The sequence below is a fragment of the Enterococcus sp. NBRC 3427 genome (genome assembly GCF_007996925.1).
GTDB classification, from domain to species: domain Bacteria; phylum Bacillota; class Bacilli; order Lactobacillales; family Enterococcaceae; genus Enterococcus_B; species Enterococcus_B lactis.
On the sequence record NZ_BJLL01000043.1, the window covers coordinates 1 to 24,255 of the forward strand.

The following is a 24,255-nucleotide window of genomic DNA, read 5'->3' on the forward strand; positions in this document are numbered from 1 at the left end:
ACAACCTCTTTTTTACTGTATACATCATAAGTATGGAGCGGTTTAGCATAAAGATGATTAGTCGTTAGGACATCAATCCATCGTATTTTTTTGTTCGACAACTACAATATCTTTATTTGGACGTTTGAATTGTATTCCGGCACGTTCCAGCTCCTGTTTCACTCCTATATGGACTTTGACATCTTCCCGTGTCATTTTTAAAACGTGATGAATCGCATAGTCGATTTCTTGCCTTGTGATTTTTTTCTTCGTATTGATCATCACAACTTGCTTTTTGTCATATGTGTCCACTAGCAGCAACTGTGTCCGATCTAACGAAAATAATTTGTAATAATTAATGGCCGTATTCCCAAAAAAAAATTCTACTACTTTAGGATAAAATGTCTTAATATTTAAATTACTATTCACAGGTGTTTCGATTAGCTTCATCTCATTCCTCTTTTCTATATAGTCGATTTAGATTCAATCCCATATATATTCCCCGTTGTTCCCAACATTAAGGAATCGGTTACAATTGAACCTTAAAAAACAAAAGGATTTACCTTTTATCACTTAATAGTATAACATAATTTCATGAGAAAAAAATACACTTTTTTCTTGACCTTCTCGTTACGTAAAGGATTATGCTTACATTTGTCAGGAGGAAAAATAATGGAATACACAATAAAGAAAATGTCAGAGATATCGGGAATCAGTCCGAGAACCTTGCGTTTTTATGATGAGATTGGACTGCTAAAGCCAGCTAGGATCAATTCCTCAGGCTATCGGATTTATGGCAAAAAAGAAGTCGATCGTCTGCAACATATCTTATTTTATCGAACGTTGGCATTCAAGTTGGAGGATATTCAAGAAATCTTAGATAATCCGCATTTTGACCACCAGAAAGCTTTAATCGAACATCAGCAGATGCTTCTAGAAAAACGGGCACAAATCGACATCCTCTTGGCAACTGTCCAACAAACACTTGATAGATACGAAGGAGGAAGAAAAATGAGTGATAAAGAAAAATTTGAAGGGTTCAAACAACAAAAATTGAAAGAAAATGAAGAAACTTATGGACAAGAGATTCGACAAAAATACGGGGAAGAAAAGGTTACAGCATCCAACGAAAAATGGATGAATATGGATAAAGAAACGTATGAAGAAATGCAAACTGTTGAAAAGCAGATGTTAGCTGATCTCACTCTTTATTTACAAGCCCCTGCAGATGAAAACTTAGCAGATCGCATCTTTCAAGCTCATAAGAAGTGGTTATCTTACAGCTGGTCTGAATATCAGCCAGAAGCGCATAAAGGATTAGGGATGATGTACGAAGCCGATGAACGATTCACTGCATATTATGACGAACGAAGTGGTCAAGGTGCAGCGAAAGCATTAAATGAAATCATCCAAAAAAAGGCATAACAGTTTACATGATCCGACAAAAACGACCGAACAACAAAACATCAGACACCAAAGTTAGATTTTTTATACTAACATTTGGTGTCTGATTCATTTTTTACAAGTGTTTTGCCAAAATTCAGCGCTGAATAAACGTATAAGGTATTTTCACTTTATCCTTTTTTTCTGTAAGAAACAATTGAAAAGCCATTTCTCCGCAAGCTTCCAGATGGTGATCGATCGTTGGAAAGCCAAGAAGCTCGCTGATCAGCAAATTATCGCGTCCAATCACCACTGGTGTCTTATCTTGCAGATAGCTTTGCAAGATGCCTGCTGCGACCATATCCGAATTTGTAAAGACCCCATCAACTCTATGGTCTTTAAAAAAGATACCTGCTTGTTTTCCTTTCTCTGCATCTATGCAATCCCAAAAAACAAGTGACTCATCAAAAAATGGAAAAAGTCGACGACATAGTTGCAAAGTGATCTTTGAATTATAACTCAGCCTGCCACTTCGCCCCAATGTGATGCCCAATCGTTTTACCCCTTGCTGCTTCAAATAAGAAAGACCTTCTGTAATCGATTGTTCTCGATCAATAAAGACGCAACTTGCCTGTTTTTCCTTGATTTCTTCACAAAAAACTAGAGGACCATATTTTTGATAATCTAGCAAATCTTCTAGTGTATTGGCACGAGATGTGATGATCAATCCATCGAACGCTTTAGCTGCAAATTCTTCAAGATAGCTTCGCTCTTTTTCTTTCTGATAACCCGTCGGTAAAAGCGTCACTTTGTAATCATAGTCAAACGCCTCTTCAATGATCCCACTGATCAGCTGATCAAAGTACGGATGGTTGGTATAAGGCAAGATTACTCCGATACTTTTCGTTTTTCCATAACTCAACTGTCTGGCTTTTGCATTAGGGATATAATCGACTTCTTTCATGACCGCAAGTATTTCTTTCCTTTTTTCCTCATCTACATATGGATGCCCATTGATTACACGTGAAATAGTAGAAACTGAATAACCTGTGAGCTTTGCGATATCTCGAATATTTGCCACTGCTGCTTCGCCACCTATACAAAAAGATTTTCTTGTAAATAGTCTACCACAGCTGGACCGCATTCAAAAAACTGATACATTTTTCCATCATGAGAAAAACTGATCCGCTGTCCACCCCAATATATATCTTTTGTCAACGTTTCGATTTCATTCATCGGTATTTCTTTTACTATATTCTTATTCAGCCCTTGAAAACTGTACAACGTTAATATGGATCCCTTAAACTCGACAAACGCATAAAAATATTTGTTCGTTGTGCCATCTGTTATCTCTACATAGGTATTCATTGCAAGCCCTCCTTTTGATACTTTGATTATAGTGTATGAAACGCGTCTCATATCAAGGAGTTTGTTTTGCAATAGAAACGTTCTATTCCTCTGGTTCACCTAAATTTGGATCTAAGCGGTTTGCTGCTAAAATAAATGGCGCCCAGATCAAAGTAGCTACTATTAAATTAACGATTGTTAAAACGATGGCTCGCCAATCTCCCGCAGTAGCTAAAAATCCACTGATGATCGTTGGCATGACCCAAATCACATTTACTACAACCGGACGAACAAGCCCAGCCATCGTGGCAAAATAGGCGATCGTTGCAGTCGCAAGAGGTGCCAAGATGAACGGAATCATCAACAGCGGATTCAACACAACAGGAAGACCAAACATCACTGGTTCATTGATATTGAAGATTCCTGGTGCAATCCCCAACTTTCCTACCGTTTTATAATCTGCCCGTTTAGATAAAAATAAAATCATAACTATCAACACCAGCGTGACTCCAGCTCCTCCCGGCCAGACAAAAGCTTCAAAAGAACCTGCCACCCATTTGAAAGGGATGGGCTCATTATTTTGAAAGGCATTCGTGTTTTCGACCATCGCGGTACCATATAAGGTCTGCAAAACAGGTGACATAATATTTGTGCCGTGAAGACCAAAAAACCAAAGAACATGCACAAGAAGAACAATGATAAAGACCGCTCCGTAACCTTGTGACAAGTTCATCAAAGGAGATTGGATGGCTTCAGAAATCCAGTCAATCAGCGGCTCGCCAGCTGTTTGTCTAAAGATATAATTAATCACACCAACGACGTATAAAGAAACTAATGCAGGAATAATCGCCGCAAAAGCTCTTGCTACAGCAGGTGGCACAGAATCCGGCATCCGTATGATGATCTTTTTCTTGATCAGAATCGCAAAAATAATGACAGAAATAAATCCAAAGATCATAGCAGTGAACAAACCAGACCCACCCATATATTTACCAAAATTAAAATAGCCCCATGCGCCTACTGATAACGTTTGTCCTCCGTCTGGCGTTCCAGCAATCACACCACCTGCAGAAGTAATCAAATCTGCTGCGTCTTGCGAAAGCTTCTCGGGCAATGCCAACACCGCTGTTGCTGCATCGGGTAAGCCAATAATAAAAGCAACCAGAGAAACAATACTTCCTGAGACAGGATCGACCTCATAGGCTTTCGCTAGATTCGCTCCTAGTGATAAGGCAAAGACCACTGCCATAATAGCTAAAGTACCATTCCAGATCAATCCATTTACGCCAATGACTGGGGTAAAAAATGTCGTGATTGCATTCCCTTCACCTAGATACGTATTCGGAAAATCCCGCATAAATGCGTTCAGTAAAACAGCAATTGCTCCTGCCATCGTAGCTGGCATCGTACCAATAAAAGCATCCCTCAATGCAACCAAGTGTTTCTCCGACCCGATTTTCGTTGCAACTGGCAAAATATACTTCTCCATCCAACTCATTAATCCATTCATTTTTTCTCCTCCTGTTTTTATTGTTACCGAAGCTCCGTTTTGAATACGCATACATTATAATGATATTATAAATATAGCATAGTTATTCCTATCTGGCTATCTGTTTTTAGCAGATAAAATAAATAACTATGCGAATTCAAAAAATATGCATAATCCTTTATAAATAGTATAGTTTCCAACTACTCGCAAAAGCAAATGATACCATTTAAATAACGCTTATTATGAATAAGTATACAAAAAAAGTAGAAAAGGAAGTATTTCGCTTCCTTTTCTACTTTTTATCTATCTTTCTCAAATAATGGGCTACGCTAGATAAGCAAGGTGCTTTTCTTACATCATACCGCCCATCATTGATGGATCCATTGCAGGAGCTGCTGGTGCTGCTGGTTCTGGTTTATCTGCAACGACTGCTTCTGTTGTTAATAACAAGGCAGAAACGGAAGCGGCATTTTGCAAGGCAGAACGTGTTACTTTAGTTGGGTCTACGATACCTGCTTCAACCATGTTTACCCATTCTCCAGTAGCAGCATTGAAACCAGTACCTAGTTCTACGTTCTTCAATTTATCAACAATCACTGATCCTTCATAACCAGCGTTTTCAGCGATTTGACGAATTGGTTCTTCTAAGGCACGAACAACAATCTTGATACCTGTTGCCACGTCTCCTTCTGCTTCTACAGCAGAAACTTTGCTGATAACGTTCACTAGAGCTGTACCACCACCTGAGACCATTCCTTCTTCTACTGCGGCACGTGTAGCATTCAATGCATCTTCAATGCGTAATTTCAATTCTTTCAATTCTGTTTCAGTAGCTGCACCGACTTTAACAACAGCTACACCGCCTGCTAATTTAGCTAAGCGTTCTTGTAATTTTTCGCGGTCAAAATCAGAAGTTGTTTCAGCAATTTGGTTTTTGATCAATTGCACACGCGCTTCGATGGCTTCTTTTTCTCCTGAACCTTCTACGATCGTTGTATTGTCTTTATCTACAACAACTTTAGACGCATTTCCTAAGTTTTCGATTGTTGCATCTTTTAATTCTAGACCTAGATCGTCAGTAATTACTGTACCACCTGTCAAAATAGCGATATCTTCAAGCATTGCTTTACGACGATCACCGAAGCCAGGAGCTTTTACAGCTACTACATTGAATGTTCCGCGGATCTTGTTCAAGACAAGCGTTGGTAATGCTTCGCCATCTACATCGTCAGCAATGATCAATAATGGACGTGATTGTTGCAAGATTTGTTCTAACAATGGCAGAATGTCTTGGATGTTAGAGATTTTTTTGTCTGTAATCAAGATATATGGGTTTTCTAGAACAGCTTCCATTTTGTCGTTATCTGTTACCATATATTGTGATAAGTAACCACGATCAAATTGCATACCTTCTACAACATCTAGTTCTGTTTCGATTCCTTTTGATTCTTCAATTGTGATGACACCGTCGTTTCCAACTTTTTCCATTGCATCAGCAATCAAATGTCCAACTTTATCAGAACCTGAAGAAACAGCTGCTACTTGTGCAATGGCTTCTTTTGAATCAACAACAGTTGAGATATTATGCAACTCTTCCACTGCGGCTTTTGTTGCCAATTCGATCCCGCGGCGAATGCCTAGAGGATTAGCACCTGCAGTTACGTTTTTTAAACCTTCGCGAACGATTGCTTGTGTCAAAACAGTTGCTGTCGTTGTTCCGTCACCGGCAATATCATTTGTTTTTGATGCTACTTCTGATACAAGTTTTGCACCCATGTTTTCAAAATGATCTTCTAACTCGATTTCTTTTGCGATCGTCACACCATCATTTGTGATCAATGGAGAGCCGTAAGATTTTTCTAGTACGACATTTCGGCCTTTTGGTCCTAATGTTACTTTCACTGTATCTGCTAATTTATCTACCCCGCGTAACATAGCTGCGCGTGCGTCTTCTGCAAATTTCAATTCTTTTGCCATGATTGATTCACCTCATCGATTATTTTTGATTATTTTTTCTATCTTCAAAATTTACTCAACAATCGCCATGATATCTTTTCCTGCGACGATCAGATATTCTTTTCCTTCGTATTTTACTTCTGTACCGGCGTATTTTTCGAACATAACTTGGTCGCCTGCTTTCACAGCGGCAGGAACTTTTTCACCGTTTTCCAACAAACGGCCCTCACCGACTGCAACAACTGTCCCAGTTTGGGGTTTCTCTTTAGCTGCAGAAGCTAAAACGATTCCTCCGACAGTTTTTTCTTCTTCTTTTGCGACTTCGATAATGACGCGATCACCTAATGGTTTTAACACGATAAATCCCTCCGATAACTCTTTTTTTAATCCGTTAGCACTCTTAACCTTCGAGTGCTAACCTACATTTTTAATAATACTCATTCTCCCTCTTTTTTGCAAGCTTTTAAATCAAAGAAAAGAAATTTTATTCTAACAGTTGCTTATTGAAATTATGATATAATTGAAATCAATCGATAAAAGCTTGCCTTGCATGCTTGTTATCCCTTAAAGGAGGAATTACATGTCTTTAAAAAAATATAGTTTCCTCAGCATTTTTTGCTATGGTCTAATTTTTATCTCACCCTTGATCCTAGCTTCGATAGGACTTGTAAAATCTACGTCTGAATTGATCACAGCAACTGCAGTCATGTATATACTGGGCGCGGTTGTCCTAGCTATTTTTTATTTTAAGCAACGTGAACCGTTAGCAATCGAATCAGCAGTAAAAAAAGCTTCTGTTCCAAAGATCGTTATTTATGGATTAGTTGGAATCTTTGTCGCATTGATTCTGCAAAGCATTGCTGTCATGCTGGAATCTGTATTGTTTGGCGAAGCAACCCCTTCTGAGAATACACAAAATATCATCCAGATGATCATGGAAGCACCTGCTTTTATTTTGGCGACAACTGTTGCAGGACCCATCATGGAAGAGTTCGTATTCCGCCGCAGCATACTGGGGATCATCAGCCGGTATTCAAATTTTTGGGTCGGGGCAGTGATCAGCTCTTTGCTGTTTGCGTTTGCTCATAATGATGGTCATTTGCTGATTTACTTTTTCCTAGGTTTCTTCTTCAGCCTAGAGTACAAAGCTACTGGTCGGATCTGGACATCGATGATCACACACGTAGGAATGAACACATTAGTTGTTCTTGTTCAATTAGCTGTCCAAAAAGAACTGGTATAAACATGATTAGAAATACTCCTGTCATCCTAGATTGGTGATTTTTCCAATCTAAAGCGACAGGAGTATTTTTGTTTTTTTAGTCGATAATCTTTTCTGCTGTTCCATCATTTTTTGTCTGTCTTTCCTTTTTGAAGTTTGCAGAATCTATTTTTTTCAAAAATGGGAAATAAATAAAAAAACTAATTGCCAGCACGATACCTTGTAAAATCGCTGCAGGCACTCCGCCTACTAAAAAACCCGAGAGGATCGGCGGTGTTGTCCAAGGAACTTGGACCGCTGTAAATAAAGGAACAAATCCAAAATATAAAGCGGAATAGGTAATCAATCCTGAGAGGATCGGCGCGAAAATAAAAGGAACAGCCATCATCGGGTTCATCACAATCGGTGTGGAAAAAATAATCGATTCATTGATATTGAAAAAGGCTGGTAAAAGAGAAAGTTTTCCTAATTCTCGGTATTTCCTCGATTTCGCAAAAAACATCATAAAAAATACAGCTCCTAACGTCAGACCTGCTCCGGTAACAGTCATGAATTGATCAAGAAATTGCTGGGTAACGATATGCCCGCCATTTGCCACAGTCAATTCTTTTCCAGAGGCTAAGATTTCTGCATTTGCTAATGAGTTTGCTTGTAAGATCGGACTAACCAACCCATTGACCATCGCAGATCCATGAAGACCAAATAGCCATAAAAACGGGACAAAAAAACCTAATAAAAGCACACCGAATAACGTGTCTATCAACGATTGGATCGGAAGCTGGACGTATGTCCATATTCCTTGAATAACAGTCATCCCGGACAACTGTTGAAAAACCGCTGAACCTATAAGCGTAAAAGTGACTATAGCAAGTATTGGAATCAATGAAGTAAAAGACTGCCAAACATTTTCAGGAATCTTCCCATTTTGCCTCCATCCTTTCGCAAATCTTGCTAAACGTGCATAGCCCCATCCAATGAGGAGCCCGGTTGCAACTGCTCCTAGTATCCCTTCACCGCCTGTCCAGATATTATCTATCTCTACCTGAACATTAAGTGGCTGAATAAGTAGTAGATAAGCAGACAAGGCTGTCATGCCGACTGGCAAGCGATCGATGTTTTCTTCTTTTGCATAAGCATACGCAATAGCAAAAACGATCCAAAAGGCTATCACGTCAAATGTAGCCTGGTATACTTGTTTAAAATACATAGAAAATCCTGTTTTATCTATCCACTGAGCGATGTAATCTACAGGAAAATGAGCAAATAAGAAAAACAGCGAACCAACTATAATTATCGGGATCGTATAAGTCATTCCATTACGCAAAGCAGTTAAGGGTCTAAGATTCACAACAGATGTTACCATTGGTAAAAAGGCACGATCTAACCACTCTTTCATTTCTTATCTCCTTCATCTTCTATTTGATCAACTAGTTTTCTTAATTTAACTATACCCAATGATCACGAACCATGAAAGGAATGCGCACTAAGCTTTTCAAAAAACGGATTCTTTGACGAATATCCAGTAACTGCTTACAATGGACAGGAATAAAAAAGGAGGTTTTTTTATGAAAATCGCAATCATTGGCGCTACTGGTCATGCAGGTTCATTTATTTTAGACGAAGCATTGTCCAGAGATTTAGACGTGACGGCAATCGTGCGTCATCCAGAAAAATTGCCATCAGATGTTCCGTTTATACAAAAGGATTTATTTGAGTTGACAACTACTGATCTTACATCTTTTGATGTTGTCGTTGATGCTTTCAACGCTCCTAAAGGAAAAGAAGAAATGCATCAAACTTCTTTGTCCCATTTGATTGAGATACTTGAAGGAACCGATACACGCTTAATTGTCGTTGGGGGTGCCTCTTCGTTATTCTTAGATACAGAAAAGACGACTCGTATGATTGACCAAGTGCCTAAAAATGCACCCTTCTATCCAACAGCTTTCAATATGTACGAAGGATTGCTAAAATTGAAACAATCTAAAAATCTACAGTGGACTTATATCAGTCCAGCTTCTTTATTTGATCCGCACGGCAAGCGTACAGGCACTTATTTATTAAGTGATGATTATTTACAAAGAAACGCTGCTGGCGACAGTACGATCAGCATGGCAGATTACGCGATTGCATCAGTAGATGAGATACTGGATAAACAACATGAAAAACAGCATATCAGTGTAGTCAGCCGATAATACGGTTATTTTGTCAATGATCTGAAAAAAATAAAAACAGAAGATAAAACCAACACTGATTGATTTTATCTTCTGTTTTTATTTTTTATTGACTGAACTGTTTAAATCGAAAATAGCTCAGTTGCTTCATCTGGATCTGTATCATAGATTTCAAAATCATGTCCAACGCCAAAATCTTTTTCTTTCAACACATTTTCCATCGTTAAATGAGCAAGTTCTTTCATATTGTTTTCCTTGCTAAGATGACCAAGATAGATTCGTTTGGTCCGATTACCGATCACATCAGTCATGACAAGTGCACCATCTTCGTTGGAAAGATGCCCTCTATCTCCTAAAATACGCTGTTTTAGATTCCACGGATAAGGTCCCATGCGTAACATCTCAAGATCATGGTTACTTTCCATCAAATAACCATCGGCATTTTCAATGACACCTCGCATGTAATCACTGCAGTATCCGGTATCCGTCAACATGACGAATGAACGGTTTTCTTTATGGAAACGATAAAATTGCGGAGCTGCTGCGTCATGGGAGACGCCGAAACTCTCAATATCGATATCGCCGAATGTTCTGACTTTCCCCATCTCAAATAGATGTTTTTGTTCCACTGGTACATTTCCAATCAGTGGTTCCATCGCTTCCCAAGTCTGCTGATTGGCAAAAACATCCAAATGATACTTACGAGCCAAGACACCCACGCCATGTATATGGTCTCGATGTTCATGCGTCACAAGTATTCCATCTAATTGGTCCGGTGTCCGATCAATTTGAGCCATCAAGGAAGTGATTTTTTTACCGCTAAGTCCTGCATCGACCAAAAGCCGTTTTTTTTCACTTTCGATATAAAGTGAATTACCCGAACTTCCACTTGCTAGGATACTGATTTTAAAAGCTGGTTTTTCTTCAGCCATTTGACTCCTACTTCCCTTCTTACTTTGTAAACTTTTTTCATTATACTCGCTTTTTTATTGATCTTCCACTTTTGGTACAGTATTGTTTGTCACGATCGTATTGCTGAAAGCGTTGACGCTCTCGATTTGAACCACTTTATCACTTGTTTCGATCGCTACATGCCAAACAGGAACATACACATTTTTTTCCCGGACTTTCAGAATACAGGAATAAGCTAGTTGACGCCATAAGATTTTTGATCCTCTTGGTATTTTGTTATTGATGTACAATGTATTGATTGCTTCCTCTTCTGTATACAGTTCCGTCTTTTCACGCAGCTGTTCGATATCAGATAAATGCGTCTGCATGTATTTCGTGATACTATAATCGCTATCGTTTTTTTCTAAAGAAAGAACGATTTTTGCTGTATCATCATTGAACGGAATACCTTCATACTCTTGGCTTGCTTGGATTTCTAGTGGTTCTTCTTCTAAATGAGAAAAGTTTTTCGTATACACATACTCATTACCGAACAAAATATTGTCTTTGTTAGCTAAAAAATCTTCCAAAGAACTGCTGATCTTATCTGGATCAATCACGTTCTTTTCAGCTTCTGAGCTGGATAAGGATTTTGTCAAAACATCGCCGTCTAAAAACACGCCACTTTCCAACAATCCGCTTTTTCCAGCCTTGCGATAATTTGCTAATGAAGTGCTAAGATTGGTCTGTTCCGCGCTAAGATAATAGCCTTGCTTGCTCTCAGAAGAAATCTTCCCCGTATAAGTGATATCGTCACTAGCCAGACGTTGTTGGATTGATTCAGTCTGATCAGAACGAATGACATTGTTTTCTTGGTATACCGCATCATGATAACTGCTGAATAAAAACACATTCAACCCTAAAAAAGCGACGAAAAATATCCATTCGATTTTTTTAAAATCCAATTAATTCGCCTCCAATCCAGGTAATTTTTCCAGAAGGTCGTTAGCTGAATACCAGTTATCTTTATATTTCACATACCATTCAGGTAAGAGATCAACGACGCGATTCGTTTCTTTGACATTTTGCCATGTATAGCCAACGATTACTGAACCAATCTTGTTGCTATCTGCTCCCTTAGCTTCCAGCTGCTGGATGATTTCATTCGTACTTGCAAGTTCTACTTCTTCATCTGAAGGTATCGGTACTTGAATCGTATTCAAACTGGTTTGGATATTCACTTGCACCGAACCGTTTGTTTCACCGCCAACTTCCACACCGATCTGTCCTCTGCTGTCCGTCCCAAAAACCGGAAAGCCTTCCACGAAGATCCGGTAATCGATTGTATTGTCACTCCGGTCAAAATATCTGAGATTCCCTAAAGAACTGCCTAATTTGCTAATATAGGGAAAACTTTCAGAAAATACACTAGCATTTTCTTTTTTCTCTGGCAGCTCTCCTCGAAAATCAACTACTTGCGTTTCCGAATGGATAGACATCGTTTCATTCCCACCGTAAAAAATCAATTCATTGCTTTCATCATTATTTTTCACGCTATCTGGTTTCTGGAAAAAAGCATTTCTAAAAAGTGTATAGGGTTGCTGCGAAAGGATATAGCTGTACTTTTTCAACTTGATTGAATGTTTCGTAGCATATTGGGTGTCGATCGTCGACGGTTCTGTTGACATTTCTGTCCATTTCGTGTCGTTTGCTGTTAATTCTTTGTTGATATCCTCCCAATTCAATGAAATATTCGCTTCATATACAAGGTGGTTCGAATAATTCAAAAATCGGATTTTTTTGTTTCCTTGATCGAATTGTATTCTAGTAAAATACATATTTTCGCTTTCTTTTGCCAAATTCGAGACGTCTACATCTAAATCAAAAGCTTCCTTATATTCTCTTAGCAAAAAAGGCGCATTATAGGCCAACTCGAAACCAGATGTCAGATTTTTCACTTGTTCGAATTGTGATTCATCTCCCGAAACGACTTCAGAAAGCTTCCCGAATCTTGCTTTATCGATGATCAATTGCAATCGGTACACGAGATTTTCACTGTTGGTTTCTTGGATCGTTCCCGAATGGTGCCACGTGACATGAAGCGGAAGAAAAACTTCAGAAGTTTTCCGATTGCTTTGAGACTCGATCATTTGAGTGTTTGTCTCATCGACGCTGATCGAACTTTTCCCTGCTGGACTCAGCCAGATGGCATAAGAGAAATATAAACTTAATGCAACCATCAAAATAAGTCCTACGCGAACGACTTTTTCAGAAATTCTCATTCCCACCATTCCTCCTCATAAGGTTCGTATGGCAGCGAGATATAAAAAGTCGATCCTTTTCCTTCCTTGCTCTCTGCCCAAATCGCGCCTCGGTGCGCCTTGATTACTTCTCTAGAAATAGCTAATCCAAGTCCTGTCCCACCTTGTGCTCTTGCACGTGCTTTATCTACTCGATAAAATCGTTCGAACACTCGGTTCAGATCTTTTTTAGGAATCCCCAATCCTTGGTCGGTAATACTTAAAATCACGTTATTATGCGTTTCTAATAAGCGACAGGTGATCGTTCCCCCATCTGGTGAATACTTGATCGCGTTATTCATGATATTATCGACTACTTGGATGATTTTATCTGTATCTACTTCGACCCAAAGATCTCTTTGCGTGAATTCACGACGGATCTTATAATTTTTTTCTTGGTTTCCCACCATCATATCAAAACGGTCAAGAACAAAATTCACTAACTCGTTAAAATTGACATACTCTAATTGAAGCTGGGTATTTCCTGTATCCATGCGAGATAGATTCAGGAGATCATTGATCATTCGAATCATCCGATCTGTTTCATCCAATGTTACTTTCAAAAAATTTGGTGCTACTTCTTCGTCTTTCCATGCACCTTCGCTCAATGCTTCGATATAACTGCGCATGCTTGTCAGTGGTGTACGAAGCTCATGGGAAACATTAGAAACGAATTCACGGCGTTCCCGTTCTGTTTTTTCTTGTTCTGTCACATCATGCAAGACAGCTACTAATCCGCTGATAAAACCTGATTCACGACGGATCATGGAAAAGTCTACTCGTAAGATCATCTGATCGCTCTCCAATGTACTGGTTGAACGGTCAAGTACCATTTCGTTTGGATCTTCTAATAATTTACGCAAGGTATATTCTTCTTCGATATCCAAAAGTGTCAAAATCGATTGTCCAATTGCTTCCTCATTTTTGACATCTAGCAAGGAAACAGCCATATCATTGATCGTAATGACTTTCCCCCTGCGGTCTGTCGCGATGACGCCGTCTGTCATATGAGACAGCACGCTATCCAACCGATTGCGTTCAGCTTCCATTGTATCTTGAGCTTCTTCGATACGTTCAGCTAACTGATTGAAGGTATCAGCCAACTGCCCTAGTTCATCTTGTCCATGCACTTTGACTTTCCGGCTGTAGTCTCCTCTAGCGATTCGAATGGCTTGTTCTCTCATTTCACCGATTGGCTGAGTAATCGAACGAGCAACTAAAACGGAGACGATCATTGAAATAAACGCAGCAATCAGTGAGGCAGTAAAGAAAATGACTGCTGTATTATTGATTTCCGAATATTTTTGTTCGATATTACTTTTGACGTAAAGAGCCCCGATAACGGCATCGCCGGTCGGGGACAGGATCGGTTGAACATTGATATTCACCCGTTTATCGTCGTTATCTAAAGCAACATACCGTTTAGTTGTGAAATCATTGATATCGACATAATCATTTTTCTTTCCCACAGCGCTTTGTTCATTGACATCAGTTGTTCCTCGGATGATCCCTTTTTCGTCAACGACCCGTATTTCGATGATATCGCTAGTCGCACTGTTTTCAATAAATCTCTTGATATTCGCATTTACCTCTTCGTCATCTACGTTATCTTTGCGATTTAATTCCGGGCTGATTGTCGTCGCTAATGATTCCACCGTTTGATTCATATCTTTAATAAATGTATTGATCGTGGAACGTTCCAATCCACGTATAAAATAGGCGCCAATAATTTCGATCGAGATCAATAAAATCAAAATAAAAGTAATAGCGATTTTAAAATTGACTGATCGAAAAAAGCGGACTTTTCTTTTCATCCAATTACTCCTGTTCTGGGTTACGCAAATAGTAACCGACACCACGGCGTGTCACTAAATAATTTGGATGGCTTGGATTATCTTCGATCTTCTCGCGCAACCGACGTACAGTTACATCCACTGTTCGTACATCTCCAAAATAATCATAGCCCCAAACCGTTTGTAATAAATGTTCTCTTGTCATCACTTGCCCAAGGTGCTTCGCCAAGTAAAAAAGTAGTTCGAATTCACGATGTGTCAACTCGATTGTTTCTCCTCGTTTCGTCACCATGTAAGCTTCTGGATGGATGGTCAAATCACCAATCGTCAATTCCGCAGGAGCCGCATCTTCTGGTTCCTTCGTAGCCGTGGCACCACGACGAAGATTCGCTTTGACCCTTGCCACTAATTCTCGATTGGAAAATGGCTTAGTCACGTAGTCATCCGCGCCTAATTCTAAGCCTAGGACTTTATCAATTTCAGAATCTTTGGCTGTTACCATAATGATTGGCATGTCATACGTTTTGCGTACCTCACGAGCCACTTCTAAGCCGTCCATTTTAGGTAGCATCAAATCAAGTAAAATCAAATCAGGTTCTACCTCAGCAACTTTTTCCAAGGCTTCTTCCCCATCATATGCAGTATAAACATCATAGCCTTCTTTGGCTAAATTGAATTTGACGATATCCGAAATCGGCTTCTCATCATCGACAACTAAAACTTTTTTCATAAAGAGCCACCTCTTATATATTATTGTCACACCTTTTCATTATACCGTATTTCTGGTTTTGTTTCATCTTTGCCTATAAAACAAAAGAGAAAATTAACTTGGGAGTGCAAAATACTTTCTTTTTTTGTTCTAACTTCAATAAAAAAAGGAAAACACTGATTTTCACCTCACTGTTTTCCTTTTTTTGATTTATCCTTCTAAAACTTGTACGCCGACACCTAATAATCCCGGACCAGTATGGACTACTAATGCCGGAGAAATTTGACCAAAGTAGATTTGGTTTGCTTGCGGGAACTCTCTTTTGAGCCTCGCTTCCATTTCAATCGCTTCTTCTTTCGCATCACCGTGGGCAACGGCTAAGTTAAAAACCTTGGCATTGCCGATTTTTTCTTTGACGTAAGCAACCGTCTTATCCAAACTTTTTTTACGTCCTCTAGCTTTTCCTACTGTGTAATAGATTCCTTCATCATTACAGGAGATGATTGGGTTAAGCTTTAAAGCGGTTCCTAAAATAGAAGCAACCAAACCAATCCGTCCACCTTTTTGGAGATATTCCAATGTCGCAACATTAAAGAAAACTTTTGTTCTTTCGACTAATTCATTCAAATTACTGATCAGCTGATTCCACTCGACACCGTCTTCTAGCCATTTCGCTGCTTGTATTGCAGAAAAACCCGCGCCAATACCGATATTTTTCGTATCTAGTACATAAGCTTCCAATTCTTCTTGCTGTTCTGCAATCAAACGAACCACGTTATACGTCCCACTCAATCCGCTGGAAATCGTTACCGCAAGTACTTTTTCATAACCATCTTTTTTGATTTGCTCAAAGATTTCTGTGATCGACTCACCATCAGGCAAAGATGTACCTGGAATTTCCTCTGGCAAACGTTGATAGATTTCTTCAGGTGTAATATCTATTTTATCTGTATATACCTGATCTTTATAAATAATTTTCAAAGGAATCATGTACATCTCATATTTTTTTATCAATTCTTCTGGCACATCCGTACCAGAATCTACTAAAATCGCGATTTTATCATTTTTCATTTGTTTTCTCCTCTTTTAAGTATTCGGTTTCTAGAACAATCGTTTTTTCCGCAAGAAGTTTCATTGCAAACGATAAAGTTGCTGCTCTTACAGCAATATATTCTACAGGGGTCGCCTGGTCGAATTTTTGGGGATGGGATTTGCCTTGTGCTAATTGGCTGACCATCCATACAGCTGCTTCTTGTTCATCACAGAATAGATTATAAGCTTCACGAATCCCCACTGTTTTTCCTTGGAACAATATTCCTTCTTTGATTTCAGGAATAGTCAATACTTGTTTCAATGTAGTAATTGCAAGTAAAAATGCTACATGTTCTTTGTTGTATCTTTTTTTAACTGGTGCTGGTATCAAACCCAGTTTAACGTAGTTGTTTACCATAGAGGAGGTCAGCAATGGATGCTTTTCTCCTTGTATCACAGGTGAAAGATAACGATCAACTAACGTTCTGACTTGATCCATATAAAGTTCTAGGTCTGGGAGCTCTTCCCAGTGAGGCAGACGGAATGTTTCCAGTTCTTTTCCCCACTCCATTAATTGCTGACGCATTTTTTCCATCGTAACCGCTCCTTTTTTCATTTCATTAACATGATACCAAAGTTATCATAAACATTCAATCTAGTTGTTTTAACTAGATGATTTAATTAATAGAATTTTATAAAAGCAAAAAAACAAGAAGGCCAAGCCTTCTTGTCTTTTATCGTTAAGAACAGGAGACCCGCCGGGGAGACGGCGGGAAAGGAGTAAAAAATGAAAAAAGTGTTAGGGTTTGTTCTCTTGCAAGAACTTTGTTTGTTGGTATGCTTATATATTAACGAGCAAATGTGAATAATCTATGAATGATTTCCTATAAGGAAGTAAAGATTTTTCTGATTTTCTTTAAATGTAGTCTTGCATTTTAAAATTCTTAGTGCTACTATTATTAAGTACTTTTTGTATGGGCCGTTAGCTCAGTTGGTAGAGCAGCTGACTCTTAATCAGCGGGTCGCGGGTTCGAGCCCCTCACGGCCCATTGGGTGCCAAACCCACGGAACAGGTAAATGTTGGTGCGAAAGCATTTCGAAAACATTTACGCTGTTCTTTTTTTATTTTTCAAAATAACTAGGGCTTTTTATTTTTAACTCAAAGTCCACTGTAGCCCTTTGGACTTTGAGTTAAAAAAGAAGCATAATTATGAACAGTAAAGTTTCTAATATAACAATAATTCGAGAAGCTTTGCAAAATCATGCTGCCAATGAACTCTCTAAACATATAGGATTAAATCTAAGTACTATAAAAGGTTAAAAAGTGGAGAATATTTAATAGAAAAACTAAATTTACTTGCTGCTTTCCCCTTTTCCATTAATACAACAATCAGAGAGTGTCTTTTTTTCGAAAAAATTAGAATAAATAAAAGACACGTAGTTTTTTTATCTACATGTCTTCCATCGACTACAAGTTATCATTTCTCAAAACGTATTTAGCTTTTAATTGATTAATTCGTTTCACGTTGTCTACACATTGCCTAATTAAGACTTTCTTATTAGAAGCATCAATCCCGCAATAATACCTAAAACTCCAGGAATTACCCACAATAATGTTAAAAGAAAAAATGGAATAATAGATAAAATGAGTAAACTAATACCATAGACCACTGTTTTTTGATTTTTTCTTACTAAAAAACCTATTATGAAAATCATTATCGAAAAAACTAGGGTAATTCCTCCAAATAAAACAACATTCCCGCTTAGATTGACTAACATATCTATATCCTTACTGGTTAGTTCTGTAGTATTTAAAGTAGTTGAATCAATAGAAGATAGAAACATACCACCCATCAATGCTAAAAGACTACATAAAATCCCTGTTATTCCACTAATTAAAATCAAAATAAACTCTGTTTTTCTCTTATTCATTTAATTCTCTCCAGATTAAGTGTTTTAGAATTAGAAATTTTTTGACCATAGTTAATAGCTTCTAATGAACGAATAACAACCACTGACGTGTTAGAAAAATAATCCCCAATATGTTGTTTCTTGGGTGTGAAAGCAGCCACCAAATACCCAATTTGAAATACAAAATTTTTTAATATAAACCTACATATACACTCACGAATAAAGATAGTTTGCCAACTTAGCTCTTTTTCCTCAAAGCTCACTACTCTTATCCCAAAAATCATTTTCCCAATTGTTTGTCCTGAATTCAGCTTAGTCAAAAGTACAAAATAGGTTAAATAAATAGCTAATGACGCTATACCATAAAAAGTAATAATGGATTTGTCAGATTCCAGTCCCATGATTTTGTAAAAGAGACCTATAGTAGCATGGGTGATGATGCTAATACAAATTAAATCAATAAGAAAAGCAAAAAATCGTAACCAAAATCCCGCAAATACATAATTAGGCAAAGTTTCAATGCCACTCTTCTTATTCATTTTATAGCCCTCCATAGTAATACATTGGTTTTGGAGTATCAGAAAATCCAAGTTTTTCAAAAACTGAAATTACACGATCTGATGTAGTTGCCTTTAGCCCTTGCCATTCAGCAATCTTATTACCTAACCAAGAAGAAGCAAAGCCAGTTGTGTCATTTTTATATTCTATAACCGTCGCATCAGTTAATTTCTTCTCTTTTTTTAGGGAATCTAATGCATCTTCAGAGTAACCAATTTGATCCACCAACCCATTTTCTACTGCTTGGTTACCATCATAAATTCTTCCATCCGCAAGTTCTTTCACTGCATTAGTATCCATATTTCTTCCTTTTGCTACAACATTGACAAAACGATCATAAGCACTCATCACAAATTCCTGTATAACTTTATTCTCTTCCTCTGAAGGTTTGTGTTGAGGTGACATCATATCTTTTAATGCACCACTTTTATACGTCGCATCAGTTACGCCAAGTTTTTCTAATAAGCCAGAATAATTTAAACCAGAAATAATGACACCAATTGATCCAGTTGTTGTTTCTTCCGTAGCAAATATTTTATCTGATCCAGCAGAAATGTAGTAACCTCCACTTGCCGCTGTATTTTTAAATGCAGTATAGATAGGAATATCTAGCTTTTTAATTTTTGCCATTTCTTTAGCAATCTCAGCACTTTCATATATTCCTCCCCCAGGTGAATTTACTTCTAATAACACTCCCTTAACCGCTTTGTCTTCTTGAATTTTCTTTAGCTGTGTTAAAAAATTCTGATGGTTATATTGTTCCCTACTAAAAAGATTGCTTTCACCTGTATCTGCAATAACTCCATTGACGGATAGTTTGACAATCTTTTTATTTGATGCGCCTTCTTCTAACGTTTCTTCTGTGATTTCGTTAGATCCGTAAAAAATCTTATTTATTCCTGTTAGGGTTGTATTTGATGCTTCCTCTTTATCTTTTCCTGGAATTAGCGCGACGATAATGGATAGTAACAATAATCCGCACGCTACTCCCACAGCAATCCATCTTCTTTTATTCATATAAACTCCTCCTATATTCTTAGTAAAAATAATTATTTTTTATTTAGAAACACATCGACAATTTGTTGCCAATATGTTTTTTCTCCTACAATTAAAGACAACTCTCCAGTTAAACCATAACGAAACGGAAACGATTGAGTTGTTTTTAACGTTCCTTTCACTGCATAAAAAACACCTTTCTCAGTGGCAGTAGAATTTTCTGAAATTTCATCTAAAGTTCCGTCGATCGTAATCAGAGCCCCACCTTTTTGATCCAATTTAAAATGAACCTTCATCCCTTCTTTAATATAGGTACTTTCATTCGCAGGTAAAAGTGCTGTAAATTTCATTTTTGATTTTTCGTGGATCGGATAAATTTCTGCAAGCACTGTTCCTTTGGCTAGTTCTGCTTGTCCCTTTGTTTCTTCATTTAAATGAACCGTTCCAGATACAGGAGCTTTTAGTATTCCTTTTGAAAGTTGATCGTCCAAACTTTTGATAACTGACTGGTTCTTCTCTTGTTTTTCATTTAGCTCTGTAACTGTTTGTTTTACAGTTGTTATTGCTTGTTCTAGCTCTTGCTTTCCTTTTTCCGTTTGACTAATTCTGTCATTCTCAGAAGTAGTTGGTTTAACTAATTTAGCTTTTTCTGACTGATACTGTTCTACTTCTTTTTTTAGTTGCTCAATTTGTTCATTTATGCTTGCTGAAATTGTCAGTTTCACTTGATTTTTTTGATCATCAGAAACATTATTTAGTTGTTCTTGCCAATTCTCATAGTTTGCCATCATTTCTTTTGAAAAATCTTTTAATGATTGATTATTACTCCAAGCTACCTGTACTTGTTGCCATTCTTGTAATTTACTATCTGAACTCTCAATTTGTTTTTCTAGTTGTCTTTTTGTCTTTTCGTATACTTCTAATTGCTTTTGATCATTTAATTCACTTTGCTTCAAAGCGTAGCGGAGTGATTCTTTTTCTGACAACATGCTCTTTAATTGATTACTGTAGCCAAAACTGTCATCCGTTGAAAACAAATTTTTTCCTTTACTTATACTTTCAATAAATAGCTGAGCCATCTTTATTTGTTGAGTAATACGTTGGTTTTCTTGTTCTATCTGAGCCTTTTCATTCTCTATTAAAGAACAATCCAATCTAACCAACACATCGTCCTTATGAACAAATTGATTTTCTTTTAGGAAGTTTTCCATTATTTTAGCTTCTAATGGCACTTGTAACTTCTCTATTTTTTCGGGGTTCAATTGAGCCGTTGTCCGAATAACAATCTCTTTTTTAGCAAAGGTTAAAAACAATCCAATAATACATAAAAAAAGAATTACAGGGTATAACACCCAACGGTAGAAGCTATGATGTTGTTTAGTATAGATACTAGAATGTTCGAACCAATTATTATTCTGCATAAATTGTTTCCCTCTCCTAGATTTCCCATAATTTTTGATAGATACCATCGGCAAAACGAAGTTCATCGTGCGTTCCTTTTTCTACCAAATGCCCTTCATGGAGAACTAAAATTTGATCACATGCTTTTGCTATTGGTAAATGATGCGCAATAAAAATAATCGTTTTTTCTTTTAAATTGAGGAGATAATTCATAATTGCATGTTCTAACAAGGTATCTAATCCACTAGTTGCTTCATCTAAAATTAATATGTCCGGATTTTTTAATAAAGCCCGTGCTATGGCTAATCGTTGTCGTTGCCCTCCTGAAAGATTATTTCCACCTTCTTCCAACAATGTCTCGTAACGTAATGGCTGTTGATTAATAAATTCATTTAGTTGGACTATCTCACAAACTTCTATTATTTGTTCGAAACTTGGTGGGCTATCTAAACCGAATATAAGATTCTCAATGATTGTTCCACTAAAGAAAAATGACTCTTGAGGCAAATATGTCACTCGATCGCGTAATATCTGAAAAGGAATGTCTAAGTGATTAATGTTTCCATAATGGATCGATCCTTCTGATGCTTCATAAAAACGAACAAATAACTTTGCAAGAGTTGATTTTCCAGAACCACTAACTCCAACTATAGCCGTTTTACTGTGCGAAGGAATTGTACATGAAATTTCGTTCAACGTTGGGGCCTTCATGCTATACGAGAATGAAACGTTTTTTACAGTGATATCTTGTTGAAATAATTGTTCAGAAAGCATATATTCAAAAGACTGGTTCGATTTTTCTGAATCAATCGCGAAAATTTCATTTAAACGATTATTTGCAACTTGAGCCGTTTGCATTTTCACTTGTAAATTAATAATGTTTTGTAAAGGATCTGTGAAAAATACTAGTAAAGCATTGTATGTGATAAGTTGACCTAGACTAATTCTATTATCCATAACAAAATAAGAACCTAGCCATAAAATTAATGCAATGCTAATTAATTGAATCAAATGTTTAATTCCTTGTTGAATATTATCAAGCGTAACCGTACGAAATGATTTTTTCATTAATTTAACAAATTCATGGTCTATACGGTTATATACTTTCTCTTCACCGCTATATGCTTTAATTGTTTCTATTCCTTTAAGACTTTCTATGATACTAGAATTTACAGCTGCACCGGCTGCCATTTCTTCCCTGTTCGATTTTTCATAGCTTTTCACGAAAGCGAATATTGCAACTACATAAAAAGGCAAAGAGCATAGAGTGATTAAAAACAACGTACTATTCTGAATAGCTAACCTAACCCCAACAAGCAACACCATACCAATATCTAAAAATATTGATAACGTAGCACTTGCTAAAGCATCAATAATCTTACTGGCATCAAGAAAACGAGAAATAATTTCCCCTGATTTTCTCGTAGCAAAAAAATTCATTGGTAAAGTTAACACATGTTTGAAATACTGAAGCATAATTGCCATACTCATTCGCTGTCCTAAAATAATAAGAAGATAACTACGACTATATTCAAACAATACCCGAAATAAATAGACAGCGATCAAGCCAATGGAAATTATATTTAAAGTTGAACGTGCTTGATTAGGGATGAAAAAATCAAGAATACCTTGAAAATAATATGAGCTTCCTATGCCAAAAAACGTAATGAAAATCGATGCTAAAACGATGTGGAATACTAATCCTTTTTGTTTCCAAATTATAGGCAAAAAAGAACTTAATCCAGCTACTTTTTCTTTAATAGGAATATAAGTTTCTCTAGGCATAGGTAATATAAGAATACCTGTCCATTCTTTTTGAAACGCTTCAATCGTTTTTCTATTTTTTCCATTAGCGGGATCTGCAATCCATAGTACGTTTCCCTTCGTTTTATAAATTACAACGTAGTGCATATAGCTGTTATCAACCAATATATGTGCAATTAATGGTAAGATAAGATCTCTTTCTTTCCAGATCTCACTATCTGCTTGAATAGCCATACAATCAAAAGACAATTTTTCAAATGTCTTTTTCAATCCAAATGCTGAAGTACCCTCTAAATCAGTCCCAGATAGGTCCCGTAATTTATGAATCGGGATATCAGTTTTAAAATATTTTAAAATCATCGAAAGGCAAGCAACACCACAATCTTTTTCATCTTGTTGCTGCACAAAAGGAAATGATTTTATCACTTATCTAACACAACTCCTTCTAAAAAATTTTTATAGAAAAATTCTCAATATAGCTTTAATACAGTGAAAATATTGTCTCATAATTCCACAAAAACTTTGAAAACAGTTCTTGAACACTAACTTTTTCATTCCTGAATCAAATTTATTTTGGAAATTTTACTATTCAAGAATAAACTTGATAAGTTTCAGGAAGATTTTTACTGTTAATCAAATACGTATGTTACAGTAGCACCGTAAAAAATATTATTTAAAGAAGCGTGTTTAAACATGCAAAATGTAAAGGAACTAAGTATTGTGGAAATGCACAAACTGTTGGTGGAGGCAATAATGCTTGGGGAAAATTGGGGCAAGTTGTAGGTGGACTTACCACAAGGGCAGTAGGTGGTGCAGGTTTAGGAACAGCAATTTGCGGACCAGCTTGCGGTGTTGTTGGAGGGTTATATGGAGCTGTCGCTGGAGGTGCTGCAGCTGGCTGGGATGCTCGAAAAAAATAAAAAAGGAGAATAAGTATTATGCATATTAAAAACACAAAAACAACATTTATATTATCTTCAGAAGAGTTGAAAAATATTCAAGGTGGGAGTGCCGTGGGAGTTTTAGGCACTACTTTTTCTGGGGCAACAGCAGGAGTAAAACTTTGTTCAGCCGGAGGACCTTATGCAATAGCTGCTTGTGGTGTAGGTGGAGCTTTATTAGGTGCTGGATTCGGCATGTGGACCGGTGCCGTAAACAATTAAAAAATATCAAACCTCAAGATTGGTTTGTGTCGATTACGAACATAGGTATGTTCTTTATCTTTTCAAAAGTTTGGAATGGACAGAACTTTTTACTAAAGCTTCTTGTGCTAGTTTTTATAATTATATTAAATTTTTACCCGTGGTGCTAGTTAATTTTAATATCCTAAAGAATATTTCAAAGTTCTTT

24 protein-coding genes and 1 tRNA gene are annotated in these 24,255 nt (G+C 37.2%); 6 read left to right on the top strand and 19 right to left on the bottom strand.

From position 1 onward, the window contains the following. Positions 1-72: 72 nt before the first annotated feature. Positions 73-429 carry a DUF1827 family protein gene (locus ESP02_RS09550; RefSeq protein WP_002310047.1) on the bottom strand — a complete coding sequence of 119 codons (357 nt, stop codon included), beginning with the start codon at positions 427-429 and terminating at the stop codon, positions 73-75. 222 nt (positions 430-651) lie between these two features. On the opposite strand from ESP02_RS09550, the gene ESP02_RS09555 reads away from it, so the two are divergent. Further along, a complete protein-coding gene (locus tag ESP02_RS09555; RefSeq protein ID WP_002374812.1) occupies positions 652-1,404 on the top strand; it encodes a MerR family transcriptional regulator in 753 nt (250 codons plus the stop codon). Between the two features lie 115 nt (positions 1,405-1,519). On the opposite strand, the gene ESP02_RS09560 is transcribed toward ESP02_RS09555, so the two are convergent. The 5 genes from ESP02_RS09560 to groES all read right to left on the bottom strand — a co-directional run bounded on the left by ESP02_RS09560 (position 1,520) and on the right by groES (position 6,511). Beyond that, entirely contained in the window at positions 1,520-2,443 is a 924-nt protein-coding gene (locus ESP02_RS09560) for a LacI family DNA-binding transcriptional regulator (RefSeq protein WP_002293627.1), read from the bottom strand. Positions 2,444-2,457: 14 nt separating this feature from the next. Then, entirely contained in the window at positions 2,458-2,730 is a 273-nt protein-coding gene (locus ESP02_RS09565) for a hypothetical protein (RefSeq protein ID WP_002310043.1), read from the bottom strand. A gap of 82 nt (positions 2,731-2,812) precedes the next feature. Then, a complete protein-coding gene (locus tag ESP02_RS09570; RefSeq protein WP_025478525.1) occupies positions 2,813-4,219 on the bottom strand; it encodes a PTS sugar transporter subunit IIC in 1,407 nt (468 codons plus the stop codon). Between the two features lie 330 nt (positions 4,220-4,549). After that, positions 4,550-6,175 carry a chaperonin GroEL gene (groL, locus tag ESP02_RS09575; RefSeq protein WP_002290607.1) on the bottom strand — a complete coding sequence of 542 codons (1,626 nt, stop codon included), beginning with the start codon at positions 6,173-6,175 and terminating at the stop codon, positions 4,550-4,552. A 51-nt stretch (positions 6,176-6,226) separates the two neighbouring features. After that, positions 6,227-6,511, bottom strand: coding sequence for a co-chaperone GroES (gene groES, locus ESP02_RS09580; protein WP_002288862.1), 285 nt, complete (start codon positions 6,509-6,511; stop codon positions 6,227-6,229). A gap of 223 nt (positions 6,512-6,734) precedes the next feature. Between groES and ESP02_RS09585 the strand changes: the two genes are divergently transcribed. Continuing rightward, positions 6,735-7,397 carry a CPBP family intramembrane glutamic endopeptidase gene (locus tag ESP02_RS09585; protein WP_002374818.1) on the top strand — a complete coding sequence of 221 codons (663 nt, stop codon included), beginning with the start codon at positions 6,735-6,737 and terminating at the stop codon, positions 7,395-7,397. 76 nt (positions 7,398-7,473) lie between these two features. Here ESP02_RS09585 and ESP02_RS09590 read toward each other — a convergent pair whose 3' ends face one another. Beyond that, complete coding sequence (locus ESP02_RS09590) at positions 7,474-8,772, bottom strand: PTS sugar transporter subunit IIC (protein ID WP_038399086.1); 1,299 nt, start codon at positions 8,770-8,772, stop codon at positions 7,474-7,476. A gap of 169 nt (positions 8,773-8,941) precedes the next feature. Between ESP02_RS09590 and ESP02_RS09595 the strand changes: the two genes are divergently transcribed. After that, positions 8,942-9,571: an NAD(P)-dependent oxidoreductase gene (locus ESP02_RS09595; protein ID WP_010732914.1), complete on the top strand. Its 630-nt coding sequence runs from the start codon at positions 8,942-8,944 to the stop codon at positions 9,569-9,571. A 101-nt stretch (positions 9,572-9,672) separates the two neighbouring features. Here the strand turns inward: ESP02_RS09595 and ESP02_RS09600 are convergent, their stop codons facing one another. The 7 genes from ESP02_RS09600 to ESP02_RS09630 form a co-directional block, all read right to left on the bottom strand. Beyond that, the gene (locus tag ESP02_RS09600; protein ID WP_002288854.1) at positions 9,673-10,482 is read right to left on the bottom strand and encodes an MBL fold metallo-hydrolase; all 810 of its coding nucleotides are present in this window, start codon (positions 10,480-10,482) and stop codon (positions 9,673-9,675) included. A 54-nt stretch (positions 10,483-10,536) separates the two neighbouring features. Then, a complete protein-coding gene (locus tag ESP02_RS09605; protein ID WP_002374824.1) occupies positions 10,537-11,406 on the bottom strand; it encodes a two-component system regulatory protein YycI in 870 nt (289 codons plus the stop codon). Further along, positions 11,407-12,723: a YycH family regulatory protein gene (locus ESP02_RS09610; RefSeq protein ID WP_025478526.1), complete on the bottom strand. Its 1,317-nt coding sequence runs from the start codon at positions 12,721-12,723 to the stop codon at positions 11,407-11,409. It lies immediately after the preceding gene. Then, positions 12,720-14,555, bottom strand: a complete 1,836-nt coding sequence (walK, locus tag ESP02_RS09615; RefSeq protein WP_002290593.1) for a cell wall metabolism sensor histidine kinase WalK — start codon at positions 14,553-14,555, stop codon at positions 12,720-12,722. Before walK ends, ESP02_RS09610 begins: the two co-directional genes overlap by 4 nt. Positions 14,556-14,559: 4 nt before the next feature. Next, positions 14,560-15,264, bottom strand: a complete 705-nt coding sequence (gene yycF, locus ESP02_RS09620; RefSeq protein WP_002374828.1) for a response regulator YycF — start codon at positions 15,262-15,264, stop codon at positions 14,560-14,562. Between the two features lie 189 nt (positions 15,265-15,453). After that, a complete protein-coding gene (locus tag ESP02_RS09625; protein ID WP_002374830.1) occupies positions 15,454-16,314 on the bottom strand; it encodes a DegV family protein in 861 nt (286 codons plus the stop codon). After that, positions 16,304-16,870: a DUF1836 domain-containing protein gene (locus tag ESP02_RS09630; protein WP_002290590.1), complete on the bottom strand. Its 567-nt coding sequence runs from the start codon at positions 16,868-16,870 to the stop codon at positions 16,304-16,306. The genes ESP02_RS09625 and ESP02_RS09630 overlap by 11 nt, the downstream gene beginning before the upstream one ends. Positions 16,871-17,251: 381 nt before the next feature. Between ESP02_RS09630 and ESP02_RS09635 the strand changes: the two genes are divergently transcribed. Beyond that, positions 17,252-17,324, top strand: a tRNA-Lys gene (locus tag ESP02_RS09635). A 496-nt stretch (positions 17,325-17,820) separates the two neighbouring features. Here the strand turns inward: ESP02_RS09635 and ESP02_RS09640 are convergent. From ESP02_RS09640 to ESP02_RS09660, 5 genes are read right to left on the bottom strand one after another with little or no spacing between them, the layout of a single operon-like run. Then, positions 17,821-18,207 (bottom strand): DUF4064 domain-containing protein, encoded by a 387-nt coding sequence (locus tag ESP02_RS09640; RefSeq protein WP_002294609.1) that lies wholly within the window; start codon positions 18,205-18,207, stop codon positions 17,821-17,823. Continuing rightward, entirely contained in the window at positions 18,204-18,725 is a 522-nt protein-coding gene (locus ESP02_RS09645; protein ID WP_002294608.1) for an RDD family protein, read from the bottom strand. Before ESP02_RS09645 ends, ESP02_RS09640 begins: the two co-directional genes overlap by 4 nt. Position 18,726: 1 nt before the next feature. Further along, entirely contained in the window at positions 18,727-19,761 is a 1,035-nt protein-coding gene (sppA, locus tag ESP02_RS09650) for a signal peptide peptidase SppA (protein WP_002294607.1), read from the bottom strand. Between the two features lie 32 nt (positions 19,762-19,793). After that, complete coding sequence (locus ESP02_RS09655) at positions 19,794-21,209, bottom strand: HlyD family secretion protein (RefSeq protein WP_002374837.1); 1,416 nt, start codon at positions 21,207-21,209, stop codon at positions 19,794-19,796. Further along, positions 21,178-23,331, bottom strand: coding sequence for a peptide cleavage/export ABC transporter (locus tag ESP02_RS09660; protein WP_002374838.1), 2,154 nt, complete (start codon positions 23,329-23,331; stop codon positions 21,178-21,180). Before ESP02_RS09660 ends, ESP02_RS09655 begins: the two co-directional genes overlap by 32 nt. A 257-nt stretch (positions 23,332-23,588) precedes the next feature. Between ESP02_RS09660 and ESP02_RS09665 the strand changes: the two genes are divergently transcribed. Together ESP02_RS09665 and ESP02_RS09670 are read left to right on the top strand one after the other, a co-directional pair. Further along, on the top strand, positions 23,589-23,825 hold the full coding sequence (locus ESP02_RS09665; protein WP_002374840.1) for a hypothetical protein: 237 nt from the start codon (positions 23,589-23,591) through the stop codon (positions 23,823-23,825). Between the two features lie 18 nt (positions 23,826-23,843). After that, positions 23,844-24,068 (top strand): Blp family class II bacteriocin, encoded by a 225-nt coding sequence (locus tag ESP02_RS09670; protein WP_002374842.1) that lies wholly within the window; start codon positions 23,844-23,846, stop codon positions 24,066-24,068. Positions 24,069-24,255: the final 187 nt, after the last annotated feature.